20 protein-coding genes and 4 pseudogenes are annotated in these 25,952 nt (G+C 68.5%); 12 read left to right on the plus strand and 12 right to left on the minus strand.

Translation table 11 applies throughout. The features are described 5' to 3' along the window. Positions 1-293 precede the first annotated feature (293 nt). Positions 294-1,433 carry a DUF418 domain-containing protein gene (locus tag H4687_RS04750; protein ID WP_046914135.1) on the minus strand — a complete coding sequence of 380 codons (1,140 nt, stop codon included), beginning with the start codon at positions 1,431-1,433 and terminating at the stop codon, positions 294-296. A 394-nt stretch (positions 1,434-1,827) separates the two neighbouring features. Here H4687_RS04750 and H4687_RS04755 point away from each other — a divergent pair, with 394 nt between their 5' ends. Next, positions 1,828-1,971, plus strand: a complete 144-nt coding sequence (locus tag H4687_RS04755) for a hypothetical protein (protein ID WP_159026109.1) — start codon at positions 1,828-1,830, stop codon at positions 1,969-1,971. A 363-nt stretch (positions 1,972-2,334) separates the two neighbouring features. On the opposite strand, the pseudogene H4687_RS04760 reads toward H4687_RS04755, so the two are convergent. From H4687_RS04760 to H4687_RS04790, 8 genes and pseudogenes are all read right to left on the minus strand, one after another. After that, positions 2,335-2,928, minus strand: a pseudogene (locus H4687_RS04760) (aldehyde dehydrogenase family protein); the annotation flags it as partial. Positions 2,929-3,008: 80 nt separating this feature from the next. Beyond that, a pseudogene (locus H4687_RS48420) lies at positions 3,009-3,131 on the minus strand (aldehyde dehydrogenase family protein); the annotation flags it as partial. Next, positions 3,131-4,066 (minus strand): annotated as a pseudogene (locus tag H4687_RS04765) (ABC transporter ATP-binding protein); the annotation flags it as partial. The pseudogenes H4687_RS48420 and H4687_RS04765, both read right to left, overlap by 1 nt. After that, on the minus strand, positions 4,059-4,529 hold the full coding sequence (locus H4687_RS04770; RefSeq protein ID WP_234317562.1) for an extracellular solute-binding protein: 471 nt from the start codon (positions 4,527-4,529) through the stop codon (positions 4,059-4,061). The pseudogene H4687_RS04765 and the gene H4687_RS04770, both read right to left, overlap by 8 nt. Positions 4,530-5,031: 502 nt before the next feature. After that, a complete protein-coding gene (locus H4687_RS04775; RefSeq protein WP_046920408.1) occupies positions 5,032-5,766 on the minus strand; it encodes an SDR family NAD(P)-dependent oxidoreductase in 735 nt (244 codons plus the stop codon). An 82-nt stretch (positions 5,767-5,848) separates the two neighbouring features. After that, complete coding sequence (locus tag H4687_RS04780; protein WP_050399718.1) at positions 5,849-6,955, minus strand: alanine racemase; 1,107 nt, start codon at positions 6,953-6,955, stop codon at positions 5,849-5,851. Between the two features lie 112 nt (positions 6,956-7,067). Then, positions 7,068-7,541, minus strand: coding sequence for a RidA family protein (locus H4687_RS04785; RefSeq protein WP_097251487.1), 474 nt, complete (start codon positions 7,539-7,541; stop codon positions 7,068-7,070). 746 nt (positions 7,542-8,287) lie between these two features. After that, the gene (locus tag H4687_RS04790; RefSeq protein WP_046919456.1) at positions 8,288-8,974 is read right to left on the minus strand and encodes a GntR family transcriptional regulator; all 687 of its coding nucleotides are present in this window, start codon (positions 8,972-8,974) and stop codon (positions 8,288-8,290) included. 604 nt (positions 8,975-9,578) lie between these two features. Between H4687_RS04790 and H4687_RS04795 the strand changes: the two genes are divergently transcribed. The 7 genes from H4687_RS04795 (at position 9,579) to H4687_RS04820 (ending at position 15,115) form a co-directional block, all read left to right on the plus strand. After that, complete coding sequence (locus H4687_RS04795; protein ID WP_050399683.1) at positions 9,579-10,259, plus strand: haloacid dehalogenase type II; 681 nt, start codon at positions 9,579-9,581, stop codon at positions 10,257-10,259. A gap of 55 nt (positions 10,260-10,314) precedes the next feature. Further along, positions 10,315-10,686 (plus strand): Atu1372/SO_1960 family protein, encoded by a 372-nt coding sequence (locus H4687_RS04800; protein ID WP_257034974.1) that lies wholly within the window; start codon positions 10,315-10,317, stop codon positions 10,684-10,686. Beyond that, the gene (locus H4687_RS47420) at positions 10,619-10,801 is read left to right on the plus strand and encodes a RidA family protein (protein ID WP_264086498.1); all 183 of its coding nucleotides are present in this window, start codon (positions 10,619-10,621) and stop codon (positions 10,799-10,801) included. The genes H4687_RS04800 and H4687_RS47420 overlap by 68 nt, the downstream gene beginning before the upstream one ends. A gap of 27 nt (positions 10,802-10,828) precedes the next feature. Next, positions 10,829-11,077: an SDR family oxidoreductase gene (locus H4687_RS47980; RefSeq protein ID WP_046919457.1), complete on the plus strand. Its 249-nt coding sequence runs from the start codon at positions 10,829-10,831 to the stop codon at positions 11,075-11,077. Next, positions 11,074-12,477, plus strand: a complete 1,404-nt coding sequence (locus tag H4687_RS04810; RefSeq protein WP_046919458.1) for an NAD(P)/FAD-dependent oxidoreductase — start codon at positions 11,074-11,076, stop codon at positions 12,475-12,477. The genes H4687_RS47980 and H4687_RS04810 overlap by 4 nt, the downstream gene beginning before the upstream one ends. A 20-nt stretch (positions 12,478-12,497) precedes the next feature. Further along, positions 12,498-13,643 (plus strand): N-methyl-L-tryptophan oxidase, encoded by a 1,146-nt coding sequence (solA, locus tag H4687_RS04815; protein ID WP_046919459.1) that lies wholly within the window; start codon positions 12,498-12,500, stop codon positions 13,641-13,643. Between the two features lie 179 nt (positions 13,644-13,822). Continuing rightward, on the plus strand, positions 13,823-15,115 hold the full coding sequence (locus H4687_RS04820; RefSeq protein ID WP_046914736.1) for an IS256 family transposase: 1,293 nt from the start codon (positions 13,823-13,825) through the stop codon (positions 15,113-15,115). 582 nt (positions 15,116-15,697) lie between these two features. On the opposite strand, the gene H4687_RS04825 is transcribed toward H4687_RS04820, so the two are convergent. Next, positions 15,698-16,669 carry a succinylglutamate desuccinylase/aspartoacylase family protein gene (locus H4687_RS04825; protein ID WP_050399682.1) on the minus strand — a complete coding sequence of 324 codons (972 nt, stop codon included), beginning with the start codon at positions 16,667-16,669 and terminating at the stop codon, positions 15,698-15,700. A gap of 212 nt (positions 16,670-16,881) precedes the next feature. Continuing rightward, positions 16,882-19,908 carry an aminotransferase class III-fold pyridoxal phosphate-dependent enzyme gene (locus H4687_RS04830; protein WP_050399681.1) on the minus strand — a complete coding sequence of 1,009 codons (3,027 nt, stop codon included), beginning with the start codon at positions 19,906-19,908 and terminating at the stop codon, positions 16,882-16,884. Positions 19,909-20,853: 945 nt separating this feature from the next. On the opposite strand from H4687_RS04830, the gene H4687_RS04835 reads away from it, so the two are divergent. The 4 genes and pseudogenes from H4687_RS04835 to H4687_RS04850 form a co-directional block, all read left to right on the plus strand. Next, positions 20,854-22,071, plus strand: a complete 1,218-nt coding sequence (locus tag H4687_RS04835) for a PucR family transcriptional regulator (RefSeq protein WP_050399679.1) — start codon at positions 20,854-20,856, stop codon at positions 22,069-22,071. 602 nt (positions 22,072-22,673) lie between these two features. Continuing rightward, positions 22,674-23,357 (plus strand): haloacid dehalogenase type II, encoded by a 684-nt coding sequence (locus H4687_RS04840; RefSeq protein WP_050399678.1) that lies wholly within the window; start codon positions 22,674-22,676, stop codon positions 23,355-23,357. Between the two features lie 50 nt (positions 23,358-23,407). After that, on the plus strand, positions 23,408-24,700 hold the full coding sequence (locus tag H4687_RS04845) for an NAD(P)/FAD-dependent oxidoreductase (protein WP_046912877.1): 1,293 nt from the start codon (positions 23,408-23,410) through the stop codon (positions 24,698-24,700). 1 nt (position 24,701) lies between these two features. Continuing rightward, a pseudogene (locus tag H4687_RS04850) lies at positions 24,702-25,265 on the plus strand (transposase family protein); the annotation flags it as partial. 12 nt (positions 25,266-25,277) lie between these two features. Here H4687_RS04850 and H4687_RS04855 read toward each other — a convergent pair. After that, positions 25,278-25,946 (minus strand): hypothetical protein, encoded by a 669-nt coding sequence (locus H4687_RS04855; protein WP_179860205.1) that lies wholly within the window; start codon positions 25,944-25,946, stop codon positions 25,278-25,280. Between the last annotated feature and the right edge of the window lie 6 nt (positions 25,947-25,952).

Raw genomic sequence — 25,952 nt, forward strand, 5'->3', positions numbered from 1 at the left:
GAAGACATCTCGCTGGTGCACAGCCCGTACGGGCCGGCGGTGTGAGTTCGTCCGCGTCGGCAGCGACACCCAGGGAGAGCCGTTCACGGCAGTCGCGCGCCCGCACCGGACCTCTCCCTCGTGACCCGAGCCCCCAGCACTGCGCGCCCATGCCTGACCTGCGGTTCTGGCCCGCCGGAGCCGGGCACCGGTGACAGACCGGGCATCGGCGAGCACCTCCGCCGACCGAATCCGGACTGCTCGGGCATCTCGGTGCCGGGGTGGACCGGGGGGCGTCCCACCCCGGCCGGGTCTCATCGGATGTTCTTCGCCGGCTTGGTGGCGGCGTCGAGGAGGTGTTCCAGGGGGCCTCGGCGGAAGAAGCGGGACCAGATCGCGGCGAAGACGGTCGCCCCGAGGACGAACATGATCAGCGGCACCCACGATTGCTGGGTGCCGGTCCCGGCGGGCACGGACAGCGCGGACTGGGCGAGGAAGTGGCCGACGTAGGCGGTCAGGGACATGGTGCCCACGGCGATGACCGGCTTCGCCAGGCGGCGCAGTCGCGGCAGGCGGTCCATCGCCACCGTCGCGCCCACGATCACGAGGATCGCGACACCTACGCTGCCGATGATGTCGAACGTGGTCCCGCTGTGCGGCCCGGCCTTCAGCAGGAACGACGCGGACAACTCGGGGAACGACCCCCCGTCCGGGGGCATCGAACCGGAGCTGCCGGACGACGACCCGTCTTCCGCCATGCTCCTCAACGCGCCCGATCCGGCGAGCAGCAGGGACATGCCGTAGGCGGCCGCGATGAGGCAGGCGCCGAGCGCGGCGAGGCGCTTCTGAACGGTGCCGCAGGACAGGTCGAGGCGGCCCAGTGCCATGCCCGCGATCACGAACGACATCCACGTGAGCGCCGGGTAGAAGCCGGTGAGCAGCAGATCGAGCACTCCCACCTCGCTGAGGCGGCGGAGCGGGTCGTAGGCGTTGATGCTCTCCTGGACCGGCGAAGTCAGCAGCGAGGTCAGGACGAACGCCAACTGCGGTGTGACGAGGGCGAACGCGGCCGCGATGATCGCGAGTGTCCTGGCACGCAGTCGCACCAGGGGCAGGGCGAGGAGGAAGTAGACCCCGTAGAAGCCGAGGATGATCACTCCCCCGTACTCCCTCGCCAGCACGGTGCCCAGCACCAGCAGGACCACGGCACGGATCGCGATACGGGCCTTCGCCTGCCGGCCCGCCAGGCCCGTCTTCGGCTCGCGGCGGCCGGCGATCAGCATCAGCGAGAACCCGGCGAGAGTGGCGAACAGGACCGACGAGTGGCCGTCCGCCACGTAGCGGATCCAGCTCGCCACGCCGGTCGTGGCGGACAGCGGGGGGCCGATGTGCACGATGTACATGCCGAACACCGCCAGCGCGCGGGCCAGGTCCACCCCGACGAGGCGTCCCATCGAGGGACCGGGCGAGGCCGGTACGGCGGACTCTGGGGAGGTTCGGGGCGGCGGAGGTGAGTTCTCCGGGAGAGTTGACGTCTCCTGCGGCGGCTGTGTCTGTGTCATACGGCAAACCTCGCGCGGAGCCCACGGGACGGGCCATCCGGCAGGCTTCGGTATCGCCCCCGCCGACCGGTGGGTACCGCCCTGCCGACTGGCGGAACCTCGTCCCCGACCCGGTCCGGTGCGACCGGGCGGTGCTCTTGTCCAGCCACTCGGCGGGGGTGGACCCGACGGTTGCCGGATGGGTGCGGGCCGGCTGCGCTTCCAGAGTGGAGGCATGACACACCGTGCGCGACACAGGGAGCCCGACACCTCCCGCGCCTCACCAGCTGACGAACCGGGGCATGACGTGGTCCCTCGCAGGGGCGACTTCCTGGAGTTCCTCGGCCTGGTGCTGGCTGCGGGCGCCCTCGTCCTGGTCGTCGTACGCCCTGAGTTCCCCGAAGCGTTGGTGCGCGCCCTCTCCTCGAGCACGGCCGGACTCGTCCGCTGAGCCCGCCCACCATCACGCTCTCGGGTCCCGCGCCGAGGGCGATCAGGTGCCGGGCGAGGCGGTTGGCGCGACGGTTCAGTTCGTCGTACGTCAGCTCCGTGGTTCCGGTGGCATCCTCGCCGTCCGCGCGGCTCATGTCGGTCACGTCGTAGACGAACTTGGTGGCCAGGACAACCTCGTCGCGGAAGCCCTTGACCGGCCGCCCGAGCAGTTGCTCGCTGGTGTCGCCGCCCCGCCCGTACTCGGCGGCACCGCACCTCGCCCGCTAGGGCACCGACGTGCACGTCACGCACGGGCAAGCCGTCCGCCCGGTCGCTGCGTCGCCCTGCACGACGGGAGCAGGCTCCGCTGGTGTCGGCTTGCTCAGATGTGAAAGCCTGGCAGTGACAGGTACTTGAGCTGCTGGTACTCGTGGAGGCCTTCCGGTCCGCCCTCACGGCCCAGGCCGGACTGCTTGATCCCGCCGAAGGGTGCCGCGACGTCGGAGACCAGGCCGCGGTTGATGCCGACCATTCCGGCCTGCAACCGGGCGGCGACCCGCCGGGCGCGGTCGATGTGGGACGTCATCACATACGACGCGAGGCCGTGCTCGGTGTCGTTGGACACCGCTATGGCCTCGGCCTCGGTGGAGAAGCGGTGGATGGCGGCGACGGGGCCGAAGACCTCCTCGCACATGATCGCGGCATCGGCGGGGACGTGGTCCAGCACGGTCGGGGCGGCATAGTGCCCCGGCCCGTCAGGGATGTCCGCCTGGCCGACGACGACGGCACCACGGGCCACGGCGTCCTCGACGAGGCTGCGGACCTTGTCCACCGCGCGGGGGTCGGCCAACGGGCCGAGCTCGGTGTCCTCCCGGTCCGGGGCACCCACACGGATGGCGGCGATCCGTTCGCCCAGCGCCGCGGCGAACGCGTCGGCGATTCCCTCCTGGACCAGGAACCGGTTGGCGCCGACACAGGACTGGCCCCCAGCCGCATCTTCGCGATCATCGCTTCACGGACCGCGAGGTCGAGGTCGGCGTCGTCGAAGACCAGGAACGGCGCGTTGCCGCCCAGCTCCATCGAAGTGCGCAGCACCCGCGCACCACTCTGCAGCAGCAGTAGCCTGCCGACCGGAGTAGAGCCGGTGAACGACAGCTTGCGCAGCCGGGAATCGGTCAGGCGGCCGAGGCCCGCAGCCGCCCCGGCTGCACGGCGACCTTCACCTCGGTGCCGGGAGCCAGCTGATGGCGGCGCGCCTTCAGCAGACCACCGGAGTTGTCCAGGCGGACCAGGGTGTGCTCGCCGTCGTGCTGTTCGATGCGGCCGGGCAGGAAGTTGGCCGCGCCGAGGAAGTCGGCCACGAAGGGGGTCTTGGGCCGCTCGAACAGCTCGCGAGGGGTGTCGAACTGCTCGATCAGGCCGTTGCGCATCACCGCGATGCGATCCGACATCACCAGCGCCTCTTCCTGGTCGTGCGTCACGTAGATGACGGTCAGGCCGAGTTCCTGCTGGATGGTCTTGATCTCGATCTGCAGCTGGTCGCGGAGCTTCTTGTCCAGCGCGCCCAGCGGTTCGTCCATGAGGATGACCGGCGGCCGGTAGACCAGCGCCCGGCACAGGGCGACGCGCTGCTGCTGGCCGCCGGACAGTTCACGCGGCTTGCGTCCGCCGAACCCGGACAGCCCCGCGATCTCCAGCGTCTCCCCCACCCGCCGGCGGATCTCGTCCTTGCCCACCCCGCGCAGGGTGAGGGGGAAGGCGACGTTCTCGCTGACGGTCATATGAGGGAAGAGCAGGTACTGCTGGAAGACGAAACCCAGGCCGCGCTTCTGCGGGGCGAGGCGGGTGACGTCGCGGCCTCCGACGGTGATGGTGCCGGAGTCGGGTTCGCAGAACCCGGCGATCATCATCAGCGTCGTGGTCTTGCCCGACCCGGAGGAGCCGAGGAAGGTGACGAACTCCCCCGCCGCGATCTCCATCGACGCCTCGTCGACGGCGACGACGCCGCCGTAGGTCTTGCGCAGAGCCACCACCGACAGCGCTTTGCCGGTCGCGGTGGCCGGCGCCACGCCTGTCACCTTCACCGCCGGTGCGGCGACACCGAAATCAGCCACGAGCCCACTCCAGCCAGCGCTTGGTGACGGCCGACTCGTTCTTCAGCCACCAGTCGATGTCCGTGTCGAAGCCCTTGTCGTAGTACTTCGGCGCACCCGCGGACTCGTTGCGCTGCTCCTCGGTGAGCTTGCCGTAGGCCACGGGCGAGGACGGGTTCGACGGGAAGAACTTGACCAGGTTGGCCTGGCTCTCCGCGCGCAGGGAGAAGTCCATGAGCTGGTAGGCGTTGTCCACGTTCGCCGCGCCCTTGGCGATGGCGTAACCCGAGAACTGGCGGCGCATACCGTTGAGCTGCCGGGTGACCGGGACACCCTGCTTCTCCAGGTCGGCGAGTCGGCCGTCCCAGACGGTGGACATCGTGACCTCCTGGCGGCTGAGTAGCACGCCGGGCAGCGGGCCGCTGTCCCAGAACTTCTTGATGTCACCCCGCAGCCGGGTCAGCACCTTGAAGGCACGCTCCACATCCAGCGGGTACAGCTTTGGGGACGCGTGGGACCAGCTGTGCGGGGCCTTACCTCGCGGGTGGGGGGTGGGGCAGGGTGGCGAACGTGGGCAGAGCATCGCCCGCTTGCGTTGCCGATCGCCGTTCGGGGCGCGTGTTCGTCGTGGATCGAAGTCCCCGACGGCCTTGTCGTCGGCGCGACATCGGCTGGGTGACCGGGTGAGTGGCGGTGGGCACTGGATGAGCCGTTGCCAAACGGGGTCTGGCACGCACTCGTGGGCGTGGCCCTTCCCGATATGCGGAGGCCGACGACGCGTCGCGGCTGTGCCGGCGGGTCCGGGGGCTCGGATGCGGTTGTCGGCCCGAGCGCACTGTGGGTGACACCGTTCGAGTGCGGAGCATGGGGGACGCGCTCGACGCGTATTCGACAGTTCATGCCGCAATCCGCAGTTGTCCAAGGCAGAAGGTGAGAGGAGAGCGGGTCGTCCAGCCCTTGCTGGTGGTGGTGCCCGGCAGGGGTGTTCAGGAGGCGGTGTACCCGCCGTCGACGGTCAGCACCGATCCGGTCACGTACGACGACTCCGACGATGCGAAGAAGAGCACCGCGTCGGCGACCTCTTCGGGGGTGGCGAGGCGCTGGAGCGGGATCGTGCTCTCGCGCTCGCGGCGGTAGGCCTCGGGGTCGGGCCTGCGCTCGAATGCCGCTTCGATGATCGGGGTGGCGGTCAGGCCAGGAGCGACGACATTGACACGGATGTTGCGCGGGGCCCACTCGATCGCCGCGCCCTTGGCGAGCATGATGAGGCCCCCCTTCGCGGCGGAGTACAGGACCTGCCCGGCCATACCGACCATGCCCAGCCGTGAACTGACGCAGACGAAGGAGCCGCCGGACTCGGGCATCAGCGGCGCGAAGTGCTTCATCACCAGGAACGCGCTGAGAAGGTTGCTCTCCAGCACGTTCCTCGCGTCGTCGCAGGCCATCTCGGTGAGCGGACCGTCGGCCTGCAGACCGTGGTTGAGGACGACGACGTCGACGGTGCCGAAGGATTCCGCGGCCTGCTCGGCCAGGTGCTCGACGAACGCCTCGTCGTTGAGGTCGCCGGGAACGTAGAGGTCGTCGGGCTGAGCGCTGTCGAACCGCTCCCTGCGGCCGGTGAGCAGCAGCCGACCGCCCTCACGGCGGAAGTGGGAACTCACCGCCTGCCCTATGCCACTGCTGGCGCCTGTCACCAGGGCGGTGACGTTCTTGAGTCTCATGTCGGGCACTCCTGTCGCGGGGGAGATCGGTCGGGGGCGGGGCGGGGGCGGGTACGAGGGTCTCGTCCCGTGCCGCTCACGCTCAGTTCAGGAATCCGCGGGCGTCGACCGGCCAGCGCTCCAGCGAGGTGCCCGTGCTGTCGGTGACGATCAGTTCCTCGAAGCCGAGGACGACCGGGCATACATGGTTCGGCACCACGGGGACGACGGTGCCGACGCTGGGGCGGAACTCGCCGTCCGGCAGCAGGAGGAACCCGTGGTACTCGTTGACCTTGGACAGGACGGCCTTCGTGCCCGCGACGCCGCCGTAGCCGATCTCGGGGCTGCCCTCTTTGCTGAGGGCCTTGTTGCCCACATCGAGGATGACCTGGCCGGGGACCCAGTCACTGACCACGGTGCCGGCGACGAACAGCGCGATCTGGTCCTCCGTGCAGGCACCCAGCCGGGCGTTGTTCAGATCGCCGAAGACGTACTCGCCGGGACGTATCTCGGTGATCACGCTGCTGGTGGAGAACTCCAGGGTGGGCGTGGAGCCGGCGCTGACCACCTCCGCGCTGACCCCGACGCCTTCGAGGCCGCGTACGGCGGTGGTGAGCGCGGCCTCCTGATCCTGCGCGGCGCGCCGGCGAGCGTCCCGGCCGACGCAGCCGTGACCGGGATAGGTGAAGACGCCTACCGGCACCAGACCGCGCTTGCGGGCGGCGAGCGCGAGATCACCCGCGGCCTCGGGCGGCGCCCCCGAACGACGGGCACCGCAGTCGACCTCGATCACGACCTGCAGCCGGTCCGGTTCGTCTCCCATCGCGTCGGCGAGGGCCTCGATCGCCGCGACGTTGTCGGCCCCGACCCGCAGTCGGGCGGACTCGGCGAGCCTGCGGATCCGGGCTCGCTTCGTTCCCGCGGCCCATATCGGGTAGGCGAGGAAGATGTCGTCGAAGCCGGCCGCGGCGAAGACCTCGGCCTCACCGACGTTTCCCGCGGTGATCCCGACCGCGCCGGCCTCGATCTGGCGTCGCCCGATCTCCACGCACTTGTGGGTCTTGACGTGCGGCCTGACCTTGAGGTCGTGCCGGTCGGCGAAGCCTTGTATGCGGTCGATGTTGCCCTGCATGACGTCGGCCAGCACGATCGGTGCGGGGGTGTCGATCCGCTCGACCAGAGCGTCGAGTACTTGTTGCAGCCGGTTCACGCTGCCCTCCTTGTGGTTCTGCCTGGAATGGGGCGCGTGCTGACTCCCCCTGGATGCCGAACGCGCGCGGCCCGCGGTATCGCGTGCTTGCGTACACCGTCGTAGGGTCCGCCTACACAGCGGTGCAGACCATCTGGATCTCGACAGGGGTGTTGAGCGGCAGCCCGGCGACACCGATCGCGGTGCGGGCGTGGCGTCCGTTCTCCCCCAGTACCTCGATGAGCAGCTCACTGGCCGCGTCGGCGACCTGCGACTGCTGACCGAAGTCCGGCGTACTGGCGACGAAGACCAGCATCTGCACGATCCGGACCCGCTCCAGATCGCCCACCGCCTGCACAGCGGCAGCGAGACAGTTGAGCGCGGCATGGCGCGCGAGTGACCGCGCCGTCTCCAGCTCCACGTCCCGGCCGACAACACCCTGCCCCAGCAGCTCGCCGCCCTTGTACGGCAGTTGGCCCGAGATGTAGATGCTGGACCCCACCGTTCGGTGGTGCACGTAGTACGGGTTGTCACGGAGCTCGGGAAGAGCCAGCCCCATGGCCTGAAGCCGACCGGAAGCCGAGTCGGTGTTCGCTGCGGAAGTCATGGACTGGCTCATCGCGCCTCATCCGCGTACGGAGCAGGGCACAGGCCCACGGGGTTGGCGACGAGAACCCGCTTCTCATGAATGTTGATCATCTGCACTCGACTCTCTCGAGCAAAAGTGGCGACATAACGCCGAATAGCGTCTTAAACCAGCCACTCTTATTGTCGTTTGTCGACCATATGGCGGCCTGTCGAGCACTGTCAATACAAACCTCGGCCTCCAATGCAACCTCGGTGGACGACGTGCGACTGGACCCGTCGCCGCTGGAAACGACGGTCGGCGTCTGGCTCACCGGTCCCTTCCGGGGTCGGCATGGACGACCAGGTTCAGCACGCCCCCGCGTGACGATCGCCGACGGCGCGGGATTCTCGAGCGGTCGACGCGGACGTCGACCTCATGCCCGACAAGATCCCCGTGTCGAGAGAGAGGCTCGGCCTGCTGCCCGGTTGTCCGGCGGGTCTACAGGGACTGGCTGCAGGTCCGGGTGATCAGGAAGCTGCCGCAGAGCAGGAACGACCCCGCTCCTGGCATCGCGTCGTCCGCGGCCGCGCCTCCAGCATGGGCACATCGAGCCGTGGCCACAGCCGAGGCCGGCGCTGCGGCAGCGATGAGCGGCGGCCTGAACGGGCACCCCTCACTCAAGGTCCCCCACAAGGTCGCAGCGACAGCGCGAGCTTGATCCTGGACGTTTCAGCATGGGTGTGCGACACCACGGTGGTGAGCGGGCTCACTCAGGCGGCATGGCCTCATGCATGCCGGTGCGTGCCTTCCCCTGGATCTGCCGTCTGGGCCCCCAACCCCATAGGGAAATGGGCAGCCAGTTCCTGACGGAACGCGTCCGTGTCCCCTTCCAGGGCGACCGCGGCCAACCTCTCGTGCTCGATGACCAACTGACGCGGGTCGTCGCTGTAGGTGCGGTGATCGACGCTGAGGTGGAGGCGCAGCCTGGTCTCCCAGCCGTTCCACAGACTCTGCAGGACGCCGTGTCCCGAGAGATCGTAGAAGAGCCTGTGGAAGCGGAGGTGCGCGTCGATGCTGGCCGGGATGTCGTCCTTCTCCATGGCCCGGCGCAGATCTTCTACGGTCTGCAGCAACCGGGGCCGCTCCGGACCGCGCAGGGCTTCGGCCGAGAGCTCGGCGGCATAGGGTTCGACACGCAGCCGGACCGAGTCGATCTCGGCGACCTCACGAGGGCTCACCTCTGCGACGAACGCCCCACGGTAGGGGAACTTGACGACGAGCCCTTCCTCCTCCAGCTTGGTCAGCGCCTCGCGCAGCGGGGCCCGGCTGATCCCGAGATCCGAGGCGATGTGCGCCTCACGCAGCTGGCCACCAGGAGGTACGGTCCCGTCGAGGATGGCGGCACGCAGTGTGCGGTAGACGCCGTCCGGCGTCGTCATCCGCTGCTCCTGCCACTCGAACTTGTGGTCCACCCCGTGGCCCTCCCTCACTGCTTGTCGACCACTTGGTCGTTTGTCGACTATACCCCTGCTGGTTATCCGCATCCACACCTCAAGTTGACTGCCAGGCGCGGAGTTCACCGATATTCACAGCGGTGCCCACATCCGGTTGGCGGGTCGCGGTGACAGGCGGCGCCTCGGGGGCATTGGCTCTCAGGCCGATGCCGGGCCGGCGACACCGATGCCTGTGGATCCGCAGCGGATGCAGCCCACCAAGAGGGAAGCGCTGTGGGCGCATCTCCGTGTCGTCGGACGCCGACGCCGCGGCCTTCTTCGTCGAGTCGGCACCAGGTCGCACATCAGGAACTGAGCGCCTGACCGACACAGTGACATTGCCGTTGCTCGCGGCCCTGCGCAAGGAGGCCGGCGCTCAGCCGGTCCGCACGAACTCGGAGGTGACCTCGGCCGTGAGCCGATTGCCTCATCCGTTCCGGAAGCAGGTCACCATCGAGTGTGCCCGAGCGCACTCCTCCGATGCGGTTGACAGCCGAGATCGCTTGGTCGACAATCGACCAATAGGGATAGTCGACAATCGACCAGGACGCGGAACCGCTCCACTGACGCACTAGGAGGAACAGTGGGATTCGATGTGAAGCCCAAGTTCGTGACGTTCGACATGAACGGAACGCTGATCAAGTTCAGCATCAACGACACCATGCGTGAGGTCCTGGGGGATCGGCTGCCGGCCGAGGTCGCCGATGAGTACCTGCGGGTCTGCAAGGCGTACCGGATCGACGAGTGCACGGGCGCCTACCAGCCGTTCCACCAGGTCGTCGCCCGCTCCATGGAACGCGCCTCGCGCAGCGTCGGTCTGGAGTACCGCGAGGACGAGGCGCGGGCCGTGTACGAGACCGTCCCCACCTGGGGCCCGTACCCCGGGGTCACCGAGGCACTGAACCGCCTGGCCGAAGAGGTCCCATTGGTGATCGTCACGAACAGCGACACCGCACACGCCGTGCGTCTCGCGGAGAACCTGAAGGCCCCGTTCGAGGTCGTCATCAGCGCCGAGGAGATGGGCGTCTACAAGCCGCGGCTCCAGGCTTTCGAGTACATGCTCGACAAGCTCGGTGTCGCACCCGACGAGATCGTGCACGTCTCCGCGAGCCCGATGTACGACCTGCGCTCTGCGGCCATCATGGGCATCGAGAACAAGGTGTACATGGACCGCGGCTGGGAGCACGACGAGCACTGGCTCGGCTACGAGCGGATCACCGACATCGCCGACCTCCCCGTCCTCTTCGGCCTCCCGCGTCCCTGACGCCTGAGCCCGGGCGGAGAACTGAGGAAATGATCCACAGCAAGACGGTGGCTGCATGACTCAGCCCCTGCCTCAAACCGTCAAGGGTGACTCGGCTTCAGAAAGGCTCCAGGCCCTGGGACTGAAGCTACCCGTCCTCTCCGGCACCACGTACCTCGTGCCCCACCGGACGGTGGGCTCCACCATCCGTCTCTCCGGCCGACTCCCCTTCAAGGGCGGCGAGCTGCTGGGGCAGGGTGTTGTCGGCCGGGACGTGGAGCTGGAGACAGCGCGGTCACTCGCGCGCCATGCCGCGCTCAACTGTCTCGCTGCCGCTGTGCAGGCGGTGGGCGATCTGGAGCGGGTCCGGGATCGTGCAGATGCTGGTCTTCGTCGCCAGTACGCCGGACTTCGGTCAGCAGTCGCAGGTCGCCGACGCGGCCAGTGAGCTGCTCATCGAGGTACTGGGGGAGAACGGACGCCACGCCCGCACCGCGATCGGTGTCGCCGGGCTGCCGCTCAACACCCCTGTCGAGATCCAGATGGTCTGCACCGCTGTGTAGCGGCGAGCCACCCATGGCTGTGCGGCGGTGGCCGGCTTCGACGGGCACTCCCTCGGCCGTCACGATCGACACCCCGATGCAGACCCTGCCGACCGACGCGAGGGGCAGATCCCGCCCCGGCGCCTCGCCCCTCCCGAGGAGATCGCCGACGCCGCCCTCTTCCTCGCGTCGCCGGAATCCTCGTACATCCCCGGGGCAACGCATCCCGTCGACACCGGGCACGCCGCCTTCCAGCAGCGGCCCACGCGGTTCCCAGAGACAAAGGACACACCATGAACGCCCTCGCGGCACGACCCCGAAACGGAGAGCTCGGCTTCTGGGTGGCCGGGCTGGCCGACAAGAAGCCCTCATTCCCCCGTTTCACCGGTCAGGACTCCGTCGACGTGGCCATCGTCGGCGGCGGCTACACCGGCCTGTGGGCGGCGTACTTCGCCAAGAAGCTCGAACCGTCCCTCTCCGTCGCCGTCTTCGAGGCCGAACAGATCGGCTACGGCGCCTCCGGGCGCAACGGTGGCTGGCTCTCGGCGATGCCTCCGGGCAACCGTGCCGCCTTCGCCCGCGCCGGGGGAGGACTGGCAGCGAGCCGGGCACTGCAGCAGGAATTCGTCGCCGGCGTCGACGCGGTCCTGGACATCCTCCATGCCGAGGGCATCGACGCGGATCAGCACAAGGGCGGCGCACTCGTCGCCGCCCACACGCGGGCGGGCCTGGGCCGACTGGTGGCCAGACGTGATGCCGACCTGAAGTACGGGCTGGCCGACGACGAAGTCCATCTGCTCGACCGGGACGAGTTCCGGTCCACGATCAACATCTCCACCGTCCACGGCGGGCTCTTCTACAAACACTGCGCGCGGATCCACCCCGCGAAACTCGTCTACGGCCTCGCCGACACCCTGACGTCCATGGGGGTCAACATCTACGAGGGCAGCCGCGTGGACGGTGTCGGGGGCAAGACCCTCACCCTGGCCCACGGCCGTGTCACCGCGGAGAAGACGTTCATCTGCACCGAAGGCTATTCGGGACAGCTGCTGGGCAGCCGGACCCTGATCCCGGTCAATTCCTCGATGATCGTGACCAAGCCCCTGCCGCAGGAGGCGTGGCAGGCGATCGGCTGGGACGGGCCCCAGTGCCTCAACGACTCCGCGCACACCTTCGTCTACGCCCAGCGGACGGCGGACGGCCGGATCGCCATGGGGGGCCGTGGTGTCCCCTACCGCTTCGGGTCCGGTACGGGAGGAGCCGGTGCGACCGCCCAGTCCACCATCGATTTGATCTCGCACAAGCTCGGATCCTTCTTCCCGGGCATCCCCTTCGAGGTGGACCACGCCTGGTCGGGAGTCCTCGGCGTCACACGTGACTGGAACGGCGGCGTGCTCTGGGACCCGGCATCCGGGATCGGCTCGTCCACCGGCTACGCGGGCCACGGCGTCACGGCGGCCCATGTGGGCGGCAGGACCCTCGCTGAACTCGCCTTCGAGAGGGAAACCGAACGGACCGCACTCCCCTGGGTCGGCTACCGGGCGCGGAAGTGGGAACCGGAACCCGTTCGCTGGCTGGGCGTTCACGCCATGTACCGGCTCTTCGGTATCGCCGACCACTGGGAAGAACGCAGGGGTTCTGGCAAGACCTCGCTCCTGGCCCGATTCGGCAGCCGCCTCGCCGGACTGCACGAGTGAACGAAAAGGGAACTGCTGTCATGGACGCAAAACTCGCAGTCATCGGCTTGGGCAGCATCGGAAGCATGACCCTGTGGCAGGCCTCCCGGCTGTCCGACTCGGTCGTCGGTTTCGAGGCCTCCACCCCCGCCCACGGCCGCAGTGCCGTCGGCGGGGACACCCGCCTGTTCCGCATGATCTACCTCGGCAGGCCCGAGTACTACCCCATCATCGAACGCTCCCGCGGCCTGTGGGCCGAACTCGAAGCGGAAACCGGGCAGGACATCCTCACCCCTACCGGAGGTCTGTCCATCGGGACGGCGAACGGCAGTTACATCAACAGCCTCCTCGAGGCCACGCGCGTCACCGGAGCCGAGCACGGCGTCCTGAGCCGGGAGGAGATGGCGGACCGCTATCCCCAGCACAACCTCCGCCCCGACGACTGCGCCGTCCACGACCCCCGCGCCGGTGTTCTGCGCACCGACCGCGCCGTCAGCGCCGCCGTCGCGGCAGCCCGGGCCAACGGTGCCACCGTCCTTGAGAACACCCCCGTGGACAGCATCACCGAAACCGACCACGGCGTCGTCGTCACCTCGGGCGACAGAACCTGGACCTTCGACAAGGTCATCGTCGCCTCGGGCGGCTGGTCCCGAAGGCTCATGCCCGACCACCTCAAGGCCGTCACGGAAACCCATCGGATCGTCCTGACCTGGTTCATCGCCCAGGACAGCACACAGTTCGCACCGGAGAACTTCCCCATCTTCAGCCGGTGGTACGAGGATCGCTCCCTGTACGGCGCACCCGCCGTCGACGGCGTGACGGTCAAGGCATCCGTGGACGGACCGCTGGCCGGGCGCGCAAGAGCAACCCCCGACCCGGACTCCGTCCCCAGAGAACTCACCCGGGAAGAAATCGCGAAAGTCACCGAAATCGTCACCGAGTTCTTCCCCGGCCTGATCCCCACCATCGCGCGCGCCGACGCCTTCCCCGACCTCTTCACCCGGGACAGGCACCCCCTCATCGGCCGGCTGGATCAGAACAGCAGCATCTACTGCGCCACCGGATTCTCCGGCAAGGGCTTCAAGATGGCCACCGGCTACGGCCACATCGCCGCACACGAGGCGCTCGGCAAACAGACCGTCGACGGCCTGGACTTCGTGCGTCCGGGCCGCTTCAAGACCAGGTAACCGCCCACTCCTGCCGCCTCGGCGCAGTGGCCTCGGTATCGCCTTCCGGCTGACGGTCGTCGCAGGACTCAATTCTTGATGTCCTCCAACGGTGCCGACAATTAGCCGTATGCCGAACGCGCCCTCTGGGCGGGACTGTAATTCGTTCGGTGTAACTCCCGATCATGGAAGATGCATCGATGACCAGTGAGAACGTGTCCGAGCACGAGGCTGCCGGGTCGGCAGCGGCGGTGTCGGCGAAGGCCGTGGACGACCAGCTGATCGACGAGCTGGTGAGCCGTGCCCAGGCCGAGGGCCTTCAGTTGACCGGCGAGGGCGGGCTGCTGCAGCAGTTGACGAAGCGGCTGCTGGAATCCGCCCTCGAGGGCGAGATCACCGATCACCTCGGCTATGACAAGCACGATCCGGCGGGCAAGGACGGTGGCAACTCCCGCAATGGCAAACGATCCAAGACCGTGCTGACCGACGTGGGGCCGGTGGAGATAACCGTGCCCCGCGACCGGGACGGCTCCTTCGAACCGAAGATCGTCAAGAAGCGGCAGAAGCGCCTAACCGGCGTCGACGAGATGGTCATCTCGCTGGCCGCCAAGGGCTTGACCACCGGAGAAGTCCAGGCCCACCTGGCCGAGGTCTACGGCGCCGAGGTCTCCCGGCAGACCATCTCCACCATCACCGACAAAGTCCTTGAGGGCATGGCCGAATGGCAGAACCGCCCCCTCGACGCCGTCTATCCGGTGGTCTTCATCGACGCCATCCACGTGAAGATCCGCGACGGTGCCGTCGCCAACCGGCCCATCTACGTGGCCCTGGCTGTCACTGTCGAGGGCCGGCGCGAGATCCTGGGCCTGTGGGCCGGGGACGGCGGTGAGGGCGCCAAGCACTGGCTTCACATCCTCACCGAGATCAAGAACCGCGGTGTCAACGACGTGCTGATGCTGGTCTGCGACGGGCTCAAGGGCCTGCCCGAGGCGGTCGAGACGGTCTGGCCCCGCACCATCGTGCAGACGTGCGTGGTGCACCTGCTGCGGAACTCCTTCCGCTATGCCGCCCGCCAGGACTGGGACAAGATCGCCAAACTTCTCAAGCCCGTCTACACCGCACCGACCGAGGAGGCCGCCCTGGAGCGGTTCGCGGAGTTCGCTGACGCGTGGGGCAGGAAGTATCCGGCGATCGTGAAGCTGTGGGAGAACGCCTGGGAGGAGTTCACCCCGTTCCTCCGGTTCGACACCGAGATCCGCCGCATCGTCTGCACCACCAACGCAATTGAGTCGGTGAACGCGCGGATACGACGGGCGGTCAAGGCCCGCGGCCACTTCCCCAGCGAGCAGGCCGCGCTGAAGTGCGTCTACATGGCGATCATGTCTCTCGATCCCACCGGCAGGGGCCAGGCCCGCTGGACCATGCGCTGGAAGACCGCGCTGAACGCCTTCGACATCACCTTCGACGGCCGACTCTCAGCAGCCCGTCAGTAACCAACAACCCCAGTTACACCGCTCGTTTGACAGACCCCTCTGGGCGACCAGCGTCGGTGGTCACAGGCGGTGTGACCGAGATCGATAGTTGGCACCGGGCCACGTTCACGACCTGCACTGATGCCAAGTAGCTTCAGCAGCCGGAGCCGCAGAATCAGCGAAATGGTTGGCACTTTGGTACAGCGCAGGTCATGAGGCGTGTGTCGCCATGGCGGGGCCAGAAATCTTCGGCGGAGACAGCCTTGATATGACGCGGCAGCCACATCGCCGTGTGCCTGCGAGGCGAGAAGCTGTGCTGGACGGCAAGCCGTACCGCTCGCGCCAGTTTGCGCCGGTCAGTCCATGGCGGAAGGAACAACACCTCCCGCTCCCGCTTGGGCTACCCGCCGAGCTCCCGTGAGACGGCTGGGGACAGCCGCCCGTCGGCAGTCGCGTCATCGATGCCCGGCCTGAAGCAGTACGCCTCTTAGATCGCCCGTACGAATTCAGCTGCGGTTGCCAGCCCTGCCGAGGTCTCCTGGAAGGAGTGAGATGGAACCATCTCGGTGAGGTAGGGGGATCAGTGGGCGGGCGTGCGGCCCGTCAGTGGTGCGGGGTGGCGATGGCGGCGAGATGCGTGCCGGGGCGGACGGAGAGTCCGTTCATGTTGTAGATGATCTTTCCGGTGGCGATGGCGGTGATCTTGTGCTCGGTGCCGTCGATCGGGTCGATGATGCGGCCGATGGTCTGTCCCTCAGTGACCTCGTCGCCGGTGACCGCGTCCGGGTACCACAGGCCGGCGGTCGGGGACTCGACGTCGCCCGTCCAGATCCACTCGCGCGGCGGCACGGTCGGCGGCTTGACGTGCTGCGACGCCTCGATGACGCCGAGGTGGTGCAGGATCCGGTACAGGGCGTCGAGCAGCCTGCGCACGGTGGCGGGGTCGCGGTCGCCGAGTTGCCCGGTCTCGACGAGGATCGCGGGGATGCCCTGCCGGTTCGCCGCGGCGTGGCTGTTGCCGCCGTCTGCGCTGGTGCCGAAGATGACCCGTTCGTATCCGACCGCGTGGGCCATCGCCTTGTTCTTCGCGTCCAGCTCGTCGTCGCCGGTCAGGCGGTAGCCGACGAAGTCGAGCAGGTGCTGGTCGATGCCGCCGCTGTGCAGGTCCACGTAGGCGTCGGCGCCGTCGATCAGGTGCTCGAACAGCCAGGCCGCCATCCGGTCGGTGGGGCCGCCCTTCTTGTCGCCGGGGAAGACGCGGTTGATGTTGACGCCGTCCAGCGGGGAGATGTTGAGCCTGCCCCCATAGACGGCCGGCGGATTGGCCACGGGGCAGATCACCAGCTGGCCGGCGACCTCGTCCGGTTCCAGCAGCCCGGCCAGGCGGGTGGTGGCGTCCACGCCGATGAACTCGCCGCCGTGGACACCACCGGTGATCACCACCCTGGGGCCCGGGCGGGAGCCGTTGACGAGGATCAGGGGAATGTCCACCGTCGTGGTGCCCAGGTCGGCGGGCAGGCTCCCGCGAGTCTTCTGGCCGGGCTCGGCCCTCAGCGCGCCGATGGTCAGGGTCATGTGTTTCCTCTTTCCGACTCAGGCCGCGGTGCGGCTGTTTGTGGTGATGAAGTCGATCGACTGGGAGGTGCGGCCCTGAAGGGCGAGGCCCGCGGCGATGCCGCCCATGGCGGGCGAGAGCTTGGAGCCCTGGCCCAAGAAGCCGGCCCGCGGGGCACTTCTCGCTATCGCGGGCCGCTCTCGTTCACTGCCGCAGTAGACGGTTGCCCGTCTCAGGACTGAACGGCCGAGCGCAGCTCGGGCAGGGACAGGACCTCGTCCAGCGCGTCGACGTAGAGATCCACGTGCTCGCGGCGGAAGGTCATGGGCGGTTTGATCTTCAGTACGTTGTCATGCACGCCATTGGGGAAGACGATGACGCCTCGCTCCTTCATGAACTCGGTGACCATGAAGGCCTGCTCGGTGGCCGGCATTTTGGTGGTGCGGTTGCGGACGAGTTCGACGCCGAGGTAGAGCCCTTCTGCCCGCACGTCACCGATGAGCGGTTGGCGCTGCTGGAGTTCGCGCAGCGACTGGGCGAAGTACCCGCCCACGCTCACGGCGTTCTCCCTCAGCCCGTCCTGCTCGACGATGTCGAGCACGGCCTCGCCGATCGCGCAGGAGACCGGGTTGCCGCCGAAGGTGTTGAAGTACTTCATGCCCGTGTCGAACGCGTCGGCGATCTCCCGAGTCGTGACGACCGCCGCGAGGGGATGCCCGTTCCCGAGCGGCTTGCCCATCGTGACGATGTCCGGGACCACCCCCTGGAGCTCGAACCCCCACCAGGGCCCGAGTCGTCCGACGCCGACCTGGACCTCGTCGGAGATGCACAGGGCGCCCGCCCGCCTGGCAGCGGTGAACACGCCGTCGAGGTAGCCGTCGGGGAACACGATGTTCCCACCCGATCCCATCAGGGACTCGGCGATGAAGGCGGCCGGGGGCCGGCCGTCGGCCGTGATCCGCTCGATGACGGCCGCGGCGTCGCGTGCGTACTTGTCTCCGGCGTCCGTGTCGTCGTACCCGTAGGTGCTGCGGTAGCGGTCCGGGATGACGACCTCGTGGGTGGTCGCGGGTGCGCCGGCGCCGCCGGGGCCCTTGTATCGGTTCGGGCTGATCCCGGTCACCGCGCCGGTGTTTCCGTGGTACGCGCCGTCGATGTTGACGATGTGCTGACGGCCTGTCACCTGGCGGGCGATCCGCAGGGCCAGGTCGTTTGCCTCGCTGCCGGTGCACACGAGGAAGACGACCTCGAGCGGGTCGGGCAGGGTGGCTACCAGCTTCTGCACGTAACTGGCGATCTGCGGGTAGACGAAACGGCTGTTGGTGTTGAGCTTGCGCAGCTGTCGGGTGGCGGCGGCCGTCACCCGTGGCTCGGCATGGCCGACGTGGGTGACGTTGTTCAGCGAGTCCAGGTAGGCCAGGCCGTCCTCGTCGTGGAACCACACGCCCCGCCCACGCACGAGGTTCATCGGGTTGCGGTAGTAGTTGCGCTGGGAGCGGGCGATGTGGCGACGGCGTACTGAGACGACGTCGTCGATGGTGGGGGCCGCGACGGAGGACTCGGTGAACCCGAGGAGCCGGGCGGGGTCGGGTGACAGGTGGCTCCACACCTGCCGTGCGGAGGGCGGCACGGCGCGAGGCGGCGGCCACGTGGCCATCCGTGAGGTGCGGTGGACCTGCACCTGGACGCAGGGCCCGAGTGGGTCCGTCTCATCCCTCGCGCCGGCGCGTCCCAACGGCGCCCCGGCCGGGACTGTCGCCGCAACGGGCGGCGTGTCGTCGAGTCCCCACCAGCACGTCCAGAACTCCAGCCCCTCGACCGCATGTCGCAGTACCAGCGGCATACCGGCGCCACCGCGGGCTTCGACGACGCCGGACAGCGGGCTGGCAACCTCCTCGGCGTCTGCCACGATCAGCGAGCCGCCGATCTGAACCGTCGCGGGCTCGTCGGCTCCTGGGCGGCGCCGGCCCTCCAGGAGCAGCGATGCGCTGAGGTGGGGCACGTAGCCCCGTCGCCGTCGTCGGTCGAGGAGGTTGTCGATGCTCGCGCGCACCGCCCTCGCTTCGTGCCAGTCGACTTCGTCGTAGAGATCACTTGCCGGTCGCAGGTCGAGCAGCTGCGGGGCCGGTGCGTACGGGGCACCGTCTCGGGCCGCCTCTGCCAGGACCTCTTCCAAACCCCGCTGCTCCCGCGTCGGGGGGAGCCCACACGCGACCCGGAACGTCGCCTCGGCGACGTCGGGGCAGACCTCGGCCACCTGCGCGATCGCCGGCCAGGTGTGTTGCATGCGGCTCCGCCCGTACGGCGTGTCGCTCTCGGCGACCCGGCGCGTCCACGTCACGGCGTTCATGCACAGCCGGGCGGCCGCCAACGGATAGACAGCCGCCAGTTCCTCAGCTGTGAGGGGGAGCACCGAGTGGAAGCCGGCCACGACTTCGGCCGCCGCAGCGAGCGGGTCGGCCTTGCGGACCATGGCGTAACCCGCCGCGATCGCCACCTCCGCCGCGCGCACACTGTAGAGCGAGTCGCCCAGGTCGACGATGCCCGAGATCCTCAGCGCCCCGTCCTCGTCGGCGTCGGCCAGGACGTTGGCGTCATTGAGATCCTGGTGTACGACGCTCCGAGGCAGTCGGTCCCATGCCGGCAGGAGATCGTCGTACCAGCCCATGATCGTGCGCACCGACTCCCGCCGGTCCGCGTCCTGTACAGCGTGCAGCGACGCCTCGACGATCTCGGAGGCCCGGCGCATGTCCCAGTCGTGCGGTTCCAGGCCCACCGGTGGCTCCAGGCTGGAGAGTCCGAGGCTCAGGCGTCCAGCGGCTTCTCCCAGCTGACGCAGAAGCGCCGCGGGGTGGTCGTCGAGATCCGCCAGGACCCGGCCCTCGATCCAGCTCATCACGCGGACCACGTGCGTTCGGCCCTCGTGGAGGACGGCGGCGAGGAACTTCCCCTCGCGTGTCGGGACCAGTCGTGGCACCCGAAGGTCGGGAACGGTGGAGGCCAGATGCTGGAGGAGCGAGTTCTGCCAGAGGACGTCGGCTGAGTCCGGCTCCGCGCGGGTGACCCGTACGAAGTAGCGCATGCCGTCGTCGCCGGTGATCCGGACGTTCTGGTCGACCTCCCCTCCGAGTGGGTGCTGGACATATCCCTCGAGTCCGAAGGACTGCCGCAGCACGTGATCGAGGAGCGAGCCCGGTAGTTGGCCGGTGTGACCGGGGATGGTCGTACCGTCCTGACCGGTGGCGGTCGCTGAGGTCATCGGTTCGTTCTCTCTCTCGTCGTCAGGTCGCTCATCACTCACCGGGAGCCTGCGTCACGACGCTCAGGTCGTGGCCAGTCCCCCGCCGCCACCCGTGTCGGACCTTTGCCCGACGCTGTCAGCCAGCTCCCGGACGGTCCGATCGATGCGGTTCCTGGGAGGAGGCGGGCAGGGCTGCCGCGGCTGTGTCTCGATCGCTTCACGGGCTGCGCAGACCTCGGCCAAGTCGACGAGCGACAGGTCCAGGGCGGACTCCCCCGTTTGGCACTTCCCCTCGATGCCCCACTCCGACGGCCGCAGGGGCCCGGCCAGGACGCGCTTCACCACCTGGGGCTAGTCGGCGATCAGGTCCGAGGCGGGCCGTCCGTCAAGGGCGGAGCGCTCATCGAAGACCGGTCATCTGCTCACGCGGCGGCGGTCATGGCGTCCCAGGTGACGTTGGCGGCGAGCACCCCGCGCAGCGCCTCGGCGGGCTCCAGCGGTGTCCTCGTGGCCCCCTCGACCCTCGCCTTGAGCTCGGCGCAGTCTCTGGGGAAGTCCTGGGTGATCTCGATCCCGCTCTGCTGGCGAACTGGTTGGCTCGGCCGCCTTGGTCATCGCCTCCTGGTGGGCTCCGTAGCGGAAGGCCGACACTGAGCCGAGGAACGCGGCGCCCCTCAGCAGCGCCTGCTCAAGGTGACGGACTGGGAATCAGGTGCTTACGGAAGTGCCATAGCTGCTCCAAGTGCGTGGTCATGTCACGAGCTCTCTCCAGCCCGAGGTGATGCGTCAGATGAAACACCGCGGAGCATCCGGCAACAAGGGACGCGAAGCCGCGACATCGACCCCGTATTTTGTGCCTGTGCACAATTACTGCTACGGAGCCCCACCGGCATGTCAGCGGCATTACCCGGAGACGGCCTCGGATCCGTCCGGTGACGGCTGTCGTCGGGAGGGGCGGTCCTCATGAGCGGCCCGGGACGCCGTCAGGGCGGGGCCCGCCACGACGCCGTGCAGGCGATCGCGCGCCGGCTCCTCGAGGAACGACTCGACGAACTGACCTCTCGTGCTCTCGAACAGTTGGAGGCCGAGGAGCCTGCCTACGCGTCGGCGGACTGGGACCCGGTCCAGAAACGGGAGGGGATGCGACGAACCCTCGAACTCGCCCTGACCCGGCTGGCCGGCGGTCCCGTGCCTCGGACGGTCTCACGCGCCACCGAGGACGTGGGACGCGAGCGAGCGGAGCAGGCGTTCCCCCTGACCGCTCTGATGCACTCCTTCCAGCTGGACCTCAGGACCCTGTGGGAGGCCGTGCTCGCAGAGGGGCGAGCACGTGGCATCAGCGCCGATCCCGACTTCCTCGACGGACTGATCCGCGTCTGGGAGGCGACGGACGCCAACAGCGTCGAGGTCGTCGACGCCTACCGCCGCACCGAGCGCGACCTGGCGAGCCGTCGTACGGAGGTGCGCAACCGCGCCTTCAGCCGCCTGGTCCTGGAAGGGGAGCAGGATCCCTCCACCGTCGCCGAGGCCTCCACGTTGCTGGGCTTCTCCGAGAACGTCGCCCTGACCGTGGTCGTGGTCGAATCCGTTCCTACCGGGGACCCGGCTGTGTCCCAGGTCGACGATGCGCTGCGTCGGGGCGGCCTGGTACGTCACTTCGGATGGATGGGCGACGAGCTCCTCGGCATCATCGGTCACGGACGGCGCGATGAAGAGGCCATGCTTGCCATGCTCCGGCCGTTCGCCCCGTGGCGCTGCGGCGTCGCGGAAGTCCCCGGGCTGGCGCTGACGGCGCGGGGCATCCGGTTCGCACGTGCCGCGATCCGCAGCTCCGCGCAGCCCGGAGTGCGGCACGTGGAGGGCCACTGGATCGGGGCGATCATGTCGGCGCAGGAGGAGCTCACCGGTGCGATGGCCACCGGCGTGCTGCGCCCACTGCTCGAGCTGCGCGACAGCGACAGCATCGTCGAGACCCTGCGCTGGTACCTCGACCTGGGCTCGGTCGCCGAGGTGGCCGCACACACCTACCGTCACCGGAACACGGTGGGCAATCGCCTGCAGGCTGCGGAAGAGGCGACCGGGCTGAAGCTGTCCCGACCGAAGGATGCCGCCCGGCTGGTCCTCGCCCTGGCTTGGCTGGAGACGGACGCAGGCGCCCGCTTCCGGGCGACGATGTCCTGATCCACCGATCGCTGGACGGGGCGAGGCAACCGGCCGGGGCCGCGACCGAGAGAGCTGGAGCCAAAGCGTGGCGGTCAGAGGCCACATGCCCTTCATGAGGACGGCAGCCTTGGCGGCCGACAGCCCAGTCACGCCGCCGGGCAGCAGCGCCGAGCGGCCGCAGCTCGCGCCGGAGCCGCTCGCGGTGCCTCTCAGAGACCCATTCGGTTCGGGCAGAACTACATCGGATCCCTGACAGGAAATTGTGCACAGGCACAAAATACGCGGTCGATCTCGCGGCCTCACGTCCCTTGTTGCCGGATTCTCCACAGTGCTTCACTGACGCATCACCTCGAGCCGGAGAGAGGCTCATCGCATCGGAGCAGTAATGATGCTGCCGCCGACTGCCTGATCGGCATTCGTCGTCTCCAGCCCTGTCCGGGGGCTCGTCCTTCAGTGGCGGCCCCTCGGGCATCCCCTCAGCCCCCATCCCCCTAAACAGGTCGCCCCCTCACGCCTCGGCAGCCTCCTGAACCCCCGATGCGGCCGACCTGGCCGCACTCGACGAAATCGTGACTCCCCGCCAACAGGGTGTCCCATATGTCCGGAAAAGGTTGAACGCCATGCGCCAGATCGTCACCTTCGATGCCTACGGCACCCTGGTCGACTTCCAGCTCGGCCCCACCACCCTTAAGCTCCTGGCCGACCGGCTGGACCTGGACCGTCTGAACGTCGACGAGTTCCTCGACGACTTCCGCATCATGCGGTTCCACGCCGTCCTGGAGACATACCGCCCCTTCCGTGAGCTGCTGCCCGCCAGCCTGGAGATAGCGATGCGTCTGCACGGCCTGGAGTACCGGCAGTCCGACGGCGAGGCCCTGGTCGCGGCCGTGCCCACCTTCGGCCCACACCCCGAGGTCCCGGCCGCCCTGCGGGCGCTGAAGTCCCGGTACGAGATCGCCATCATCTCCAACACGGACGACGACCTCATCGCCCAGAACCTGGCCAATATCGGCGTGGAGTTCGACCATGTCATCACCGCCCAGCAGGCCAAGGCGTACAAGCCGTCCCGGCAGACCTTCGAGTACGCCTTCCAGGCCATGGACATCGACCCCGCCCAGGTCATCCACGTCGCCCAGGGCTGGGAGTACGACCTCATCCCCACCCGCGACCTCGGCCTCGCTCGCCGCGTGTGGATCAACCGCTACGGCCACAACGGCTCCATCGGCGCCCGCGGCAGCGCCGACTACCAGCCCTTCGACGAGCTGCCCGACCTGTCCGGCCTGCCGGCCCTGCTCGGCTGCTGACCCCACGGCGACACGGCGACACAGGATAGAGAACGCAAAGGACGCACGCCATGAAGCAGATCCCCTACTGGCTCGACACCGCTCCCGCCCTGCCCGACCGGTCTGGAAAGGACCTGCCGGACGAGGCCGACGTGGTGGTCATCGGCGGCGGCCTCACCGGACTGTCCACCGCTTACCACGCCGCCCGCAAGGGCGCCCGGGTCGTCCTCGTCGAGAAGGACAAGGTCGGCTCGGGAGCCTCCGGACGCAACGGCAGCCACTGCAACCCCGGCATCACCATCAGCCCGGCCGAGGCCCGCAAACGCTACGGGATGGAGCGCGCCCGCGAGATCTACGATGCGTTCCGCGATGCGGTGGACCTCGTCGAGGAGCTCGCGGTCAGGGAGAAGATCGACTGCGACTTCCACCGTGCCGGGCGCCTCGGCGTCGCCTTCAAACCCCAGCACTTCGACGCCATGCGGGCCAAGCAGCGCGATCTGGCCGAGAACTTCGGCCACGACACGGTATTGCTGACCAAGAGTGAACTGCGCGCCGAACTCGGCTCCGACTACTACCACGGCGCGCTGCTCGACCCGCTCGGCGCGGCCCTGCATGTGGGCAAGTTCGTCCATGGCCTGGCCGAGGCCGCGGAACACGCCGGTGCGGAGATCCACGAACGGAACGCCGCCACGGGCCTGACGAGGACCCCCGGCGACGGCTTCCTCGTCGAGACCATGCACGGCACCATCCGCGCCAAGCAGGTCATGGCGGCCACCGACGCCTACACCGACAAGGCGCTGCCCTGGTTCCGGAAGCGGTTGATCAACGTCGGCAGCTTCATCATCGTCACCGAACCGCTCGGCGAGGCGCGCGCTCGCGACATCATTCCCAACGGGCGCCTGGTGGTCGACTCCAAGAACGTCGGCCACTACATCCGCCTCACCCCCGACAACCGCCTCGCCTTCGGCGGCCGGGCCCGCTTCGCGCCCTCCAACCCGGCCTCCGACGTGAAGAGCGGGGACGTCCTGAAGCGGGAGATGACGGAGATCTTCCCGCAACTGGCGGGCGTCCGGGTCGACTACGTCTGGGGCGGCATGGTCGGCTTCTCCTGGGACCGCCTCCCGCACGCGGGTGAGGCACAGGGGGCCAAGGGCCTGTACTACTCCATGGGGTACTGCGGCCATGGAGTCCAGATGGCCACCTACATGGGCAGGGCGGTCGCCGAGATGATGGACGGCAAGCCGGAGGCCAACCCCCTGCGTGACCTTGGCTTCCCCAAGGTTCCCGTCCCCTTCTACAACGGCACCGCCTGGTTCCTGCCGTTCGGCGGCGCCTACTACAAGGCCAAGGACCGCCTGCGCTGACCTCCGCATCAGCGACGAGGCCATCGCCGCCCTGCCCATCACACGCCACCGCTTCCACGGAGACTGGAACTACACCTTCCACCCCGCAGGCCACCCACCACTCCCGGACCTTCCCCGGAACGGCGGAGGGTCGGCCTGCGGCTCTCGCCCCCTCATGCTCCACGACCTGCAGCACCCCGAACTGACCGGCATGCCCCGCAAGCAACTCAGCGACCTCACCGACACCTTGATCCTCGCGCTGGAAGAGCACCGCGAACAGGTCCGCCCCGCAGCCCGCGGCGGACCACGCCGCGTCGCCCCAGGCACCGGCCGCAAACCCACACTCACCCCCGCCGACCAGATCCTGGTCACCATCCTCTACCTGCGAAAACACAGTCTTCAGGAGCTTCTCGGCCAGCTCTTCAACACCACTGCCATGACCATCAGCCGTGCAGTGGAAGACGTACGCCCGCTACTGGAGGCCAACGGTGTCTGTCTCCCCGCCTCAACAGCCCGTTCCCGCACGCCAGACGACGTCGCCCGGTTCCTCGACCCTGACGAAACCAAGATCAAACCAACGTGTTGATCCCGGCAAGCCCTAACCTTCGTCCCGGGCGAAGCCCTCATTTCGGCGGTGTTGGCGGGTGGGGTTGCTCTTCAGCGGCCCGGAGACGGTGACCTGGTGTTCGCGGGTGGCCTGTTCCAGGTGAGGCAGGGAGGTGTAGCCGGCGTCGACCAGGTGCTCGGCGGGCAGCAGTCCGCGGCGGGAGAGGCGGGTGTGGATGCCGGGCAGGACCTTGCTGTCGTGGGTGGTGGCCGCGGTGGTGGCCACGTCCGTGATCACGTTGGGGCCGTCAAGGGCACAGGTCTCGGTCAGGTGAGCGGAGAACCCCTTCCAGCTGACGATGTGTCCGTGCCGTGCGTAGCGGGCCGAGGTGTCGTAGGGAGAGACGACCGCCCGGGACGAGGGCGGCAGCCCGGGCCCGCCTTCCGTCTCGGCAGTGCGCCAGCGCAGGTGTCCTGCGGCGTCACGGTGGTAGTTCTGCACCATGATCTGGCGCAGGGCCTGGACACGCGGGCCCAACGTGCGGTCTGCTCCGTGACGGTAGAGGTGCTCCAGGAGCCGGACGGCGTCGTTTCCGGTGGCGAGGATCCTGGTCTTGGGTTTGGTGGGGTTCTTACCCAATCGGACCGGTCGGCCGTAGCGGCGCCCCCAGTCCTCATCGACCAGCTCGTCCAGCCCTGGTCCTGCACACAGAATCAGCAAGGAGGG

The organism is Streptomyces stelliscabiei (genome assembly GCF_014873495.1).
GTDB lineage: Bacteria > Actinomycetota > Actinomycetes > Streptomycetales > Streptomycetaceae > Streptomyces > Streptomyces bottropensis.

Coding starts and splice junctions, on each gene's coding strand:
- H4687_RS04785 (WP_097251487.1), bottom strand. CDS start 7,541: ATGACTTCCGCAGCGAACACCGACTCGGCTTCCGGTCGGCTTCAGGCC.
- H4687_RS04830 (WP_050399681.1), bottom strand. CDS start 19,908: ATGACCTCAGCGACCGCCACCGGTCAGGACGGTACGACCATCCCCGGT.
- H4687_RS47420 (WP_264086498.1), top strand. CDS start 10,619: ATGCTGGTCTTCGTCGCCAGTACGCCGGACTTCGGTCAGCAGTCGCAG.
- H4687_RS04750 (WP_046914135.1), bottom strand. CDS start 1,433: ATGGGACGCCTCGTCGGGGTGGACCTGGCCCGCGCGCTGGCGGTGTTC.
- H4687_RS04825 (WP_050399682.1), bottom strand. CDS start 16,669: ATGACCCTGACCATCGGCGCGCTGAGGGCCGAGCCCGGCCAGAAGACT.
- solA (WP_046919459.1), top strand. CDS start 12,498: ATGGACGCAAAACTCGCAGTCATCGGCTTGGGCAGCATCGGAAGCATG.
- H4687_RS04840 (WP_050399678.1), top strand. CDS start 22,674: ATGCGCCAGATCGTCACCTTCGATGCCTACGGCACCCTGGTCGACTTC.
- H4687_RS04845 (WP_046912877.1), top strand. CDS start 23,408: ATGAAGCAGATCCCCTACTGGCTCGACACCGCTCCCGCCCTGCCCGAC.
- H4687_RS04800 (WP_257034974.1), top strand. CDS start 10,315: ATGACTCAGCCCCTGCCTCAAACCGTCAAGGGTGACTCGGCTTCAGAA.
- H4687_RS04820 (WP_046914736.1), top strand. CDS start 13,823: ATGACCAGTGAGAACGTGTCCGAGCACGAGGCTGCCGGGTCGGCAGCG.
- H4687_RS04775 (WP_046920408.1), bottom strand. CDS start 5,766: ATGAGACTCAAGAACGTCACCGCCCTGGTGACAGGCGCCAGCAGTGGC.
- H4687_RS04835 (WP_050399679.1), top strand. CDS start 20,854: ATGAGCGGCCCGGGACGCCGTCAGGGCGGGGCCCGCCACGACGCCGTG.
- H4687_RS04810 (WP_046919458.1), top strand. CDS start 11,074: ATGAACGCCCTCGCGGCACGACCCCGAAACGGAGAGCTCGGCTTCTGG.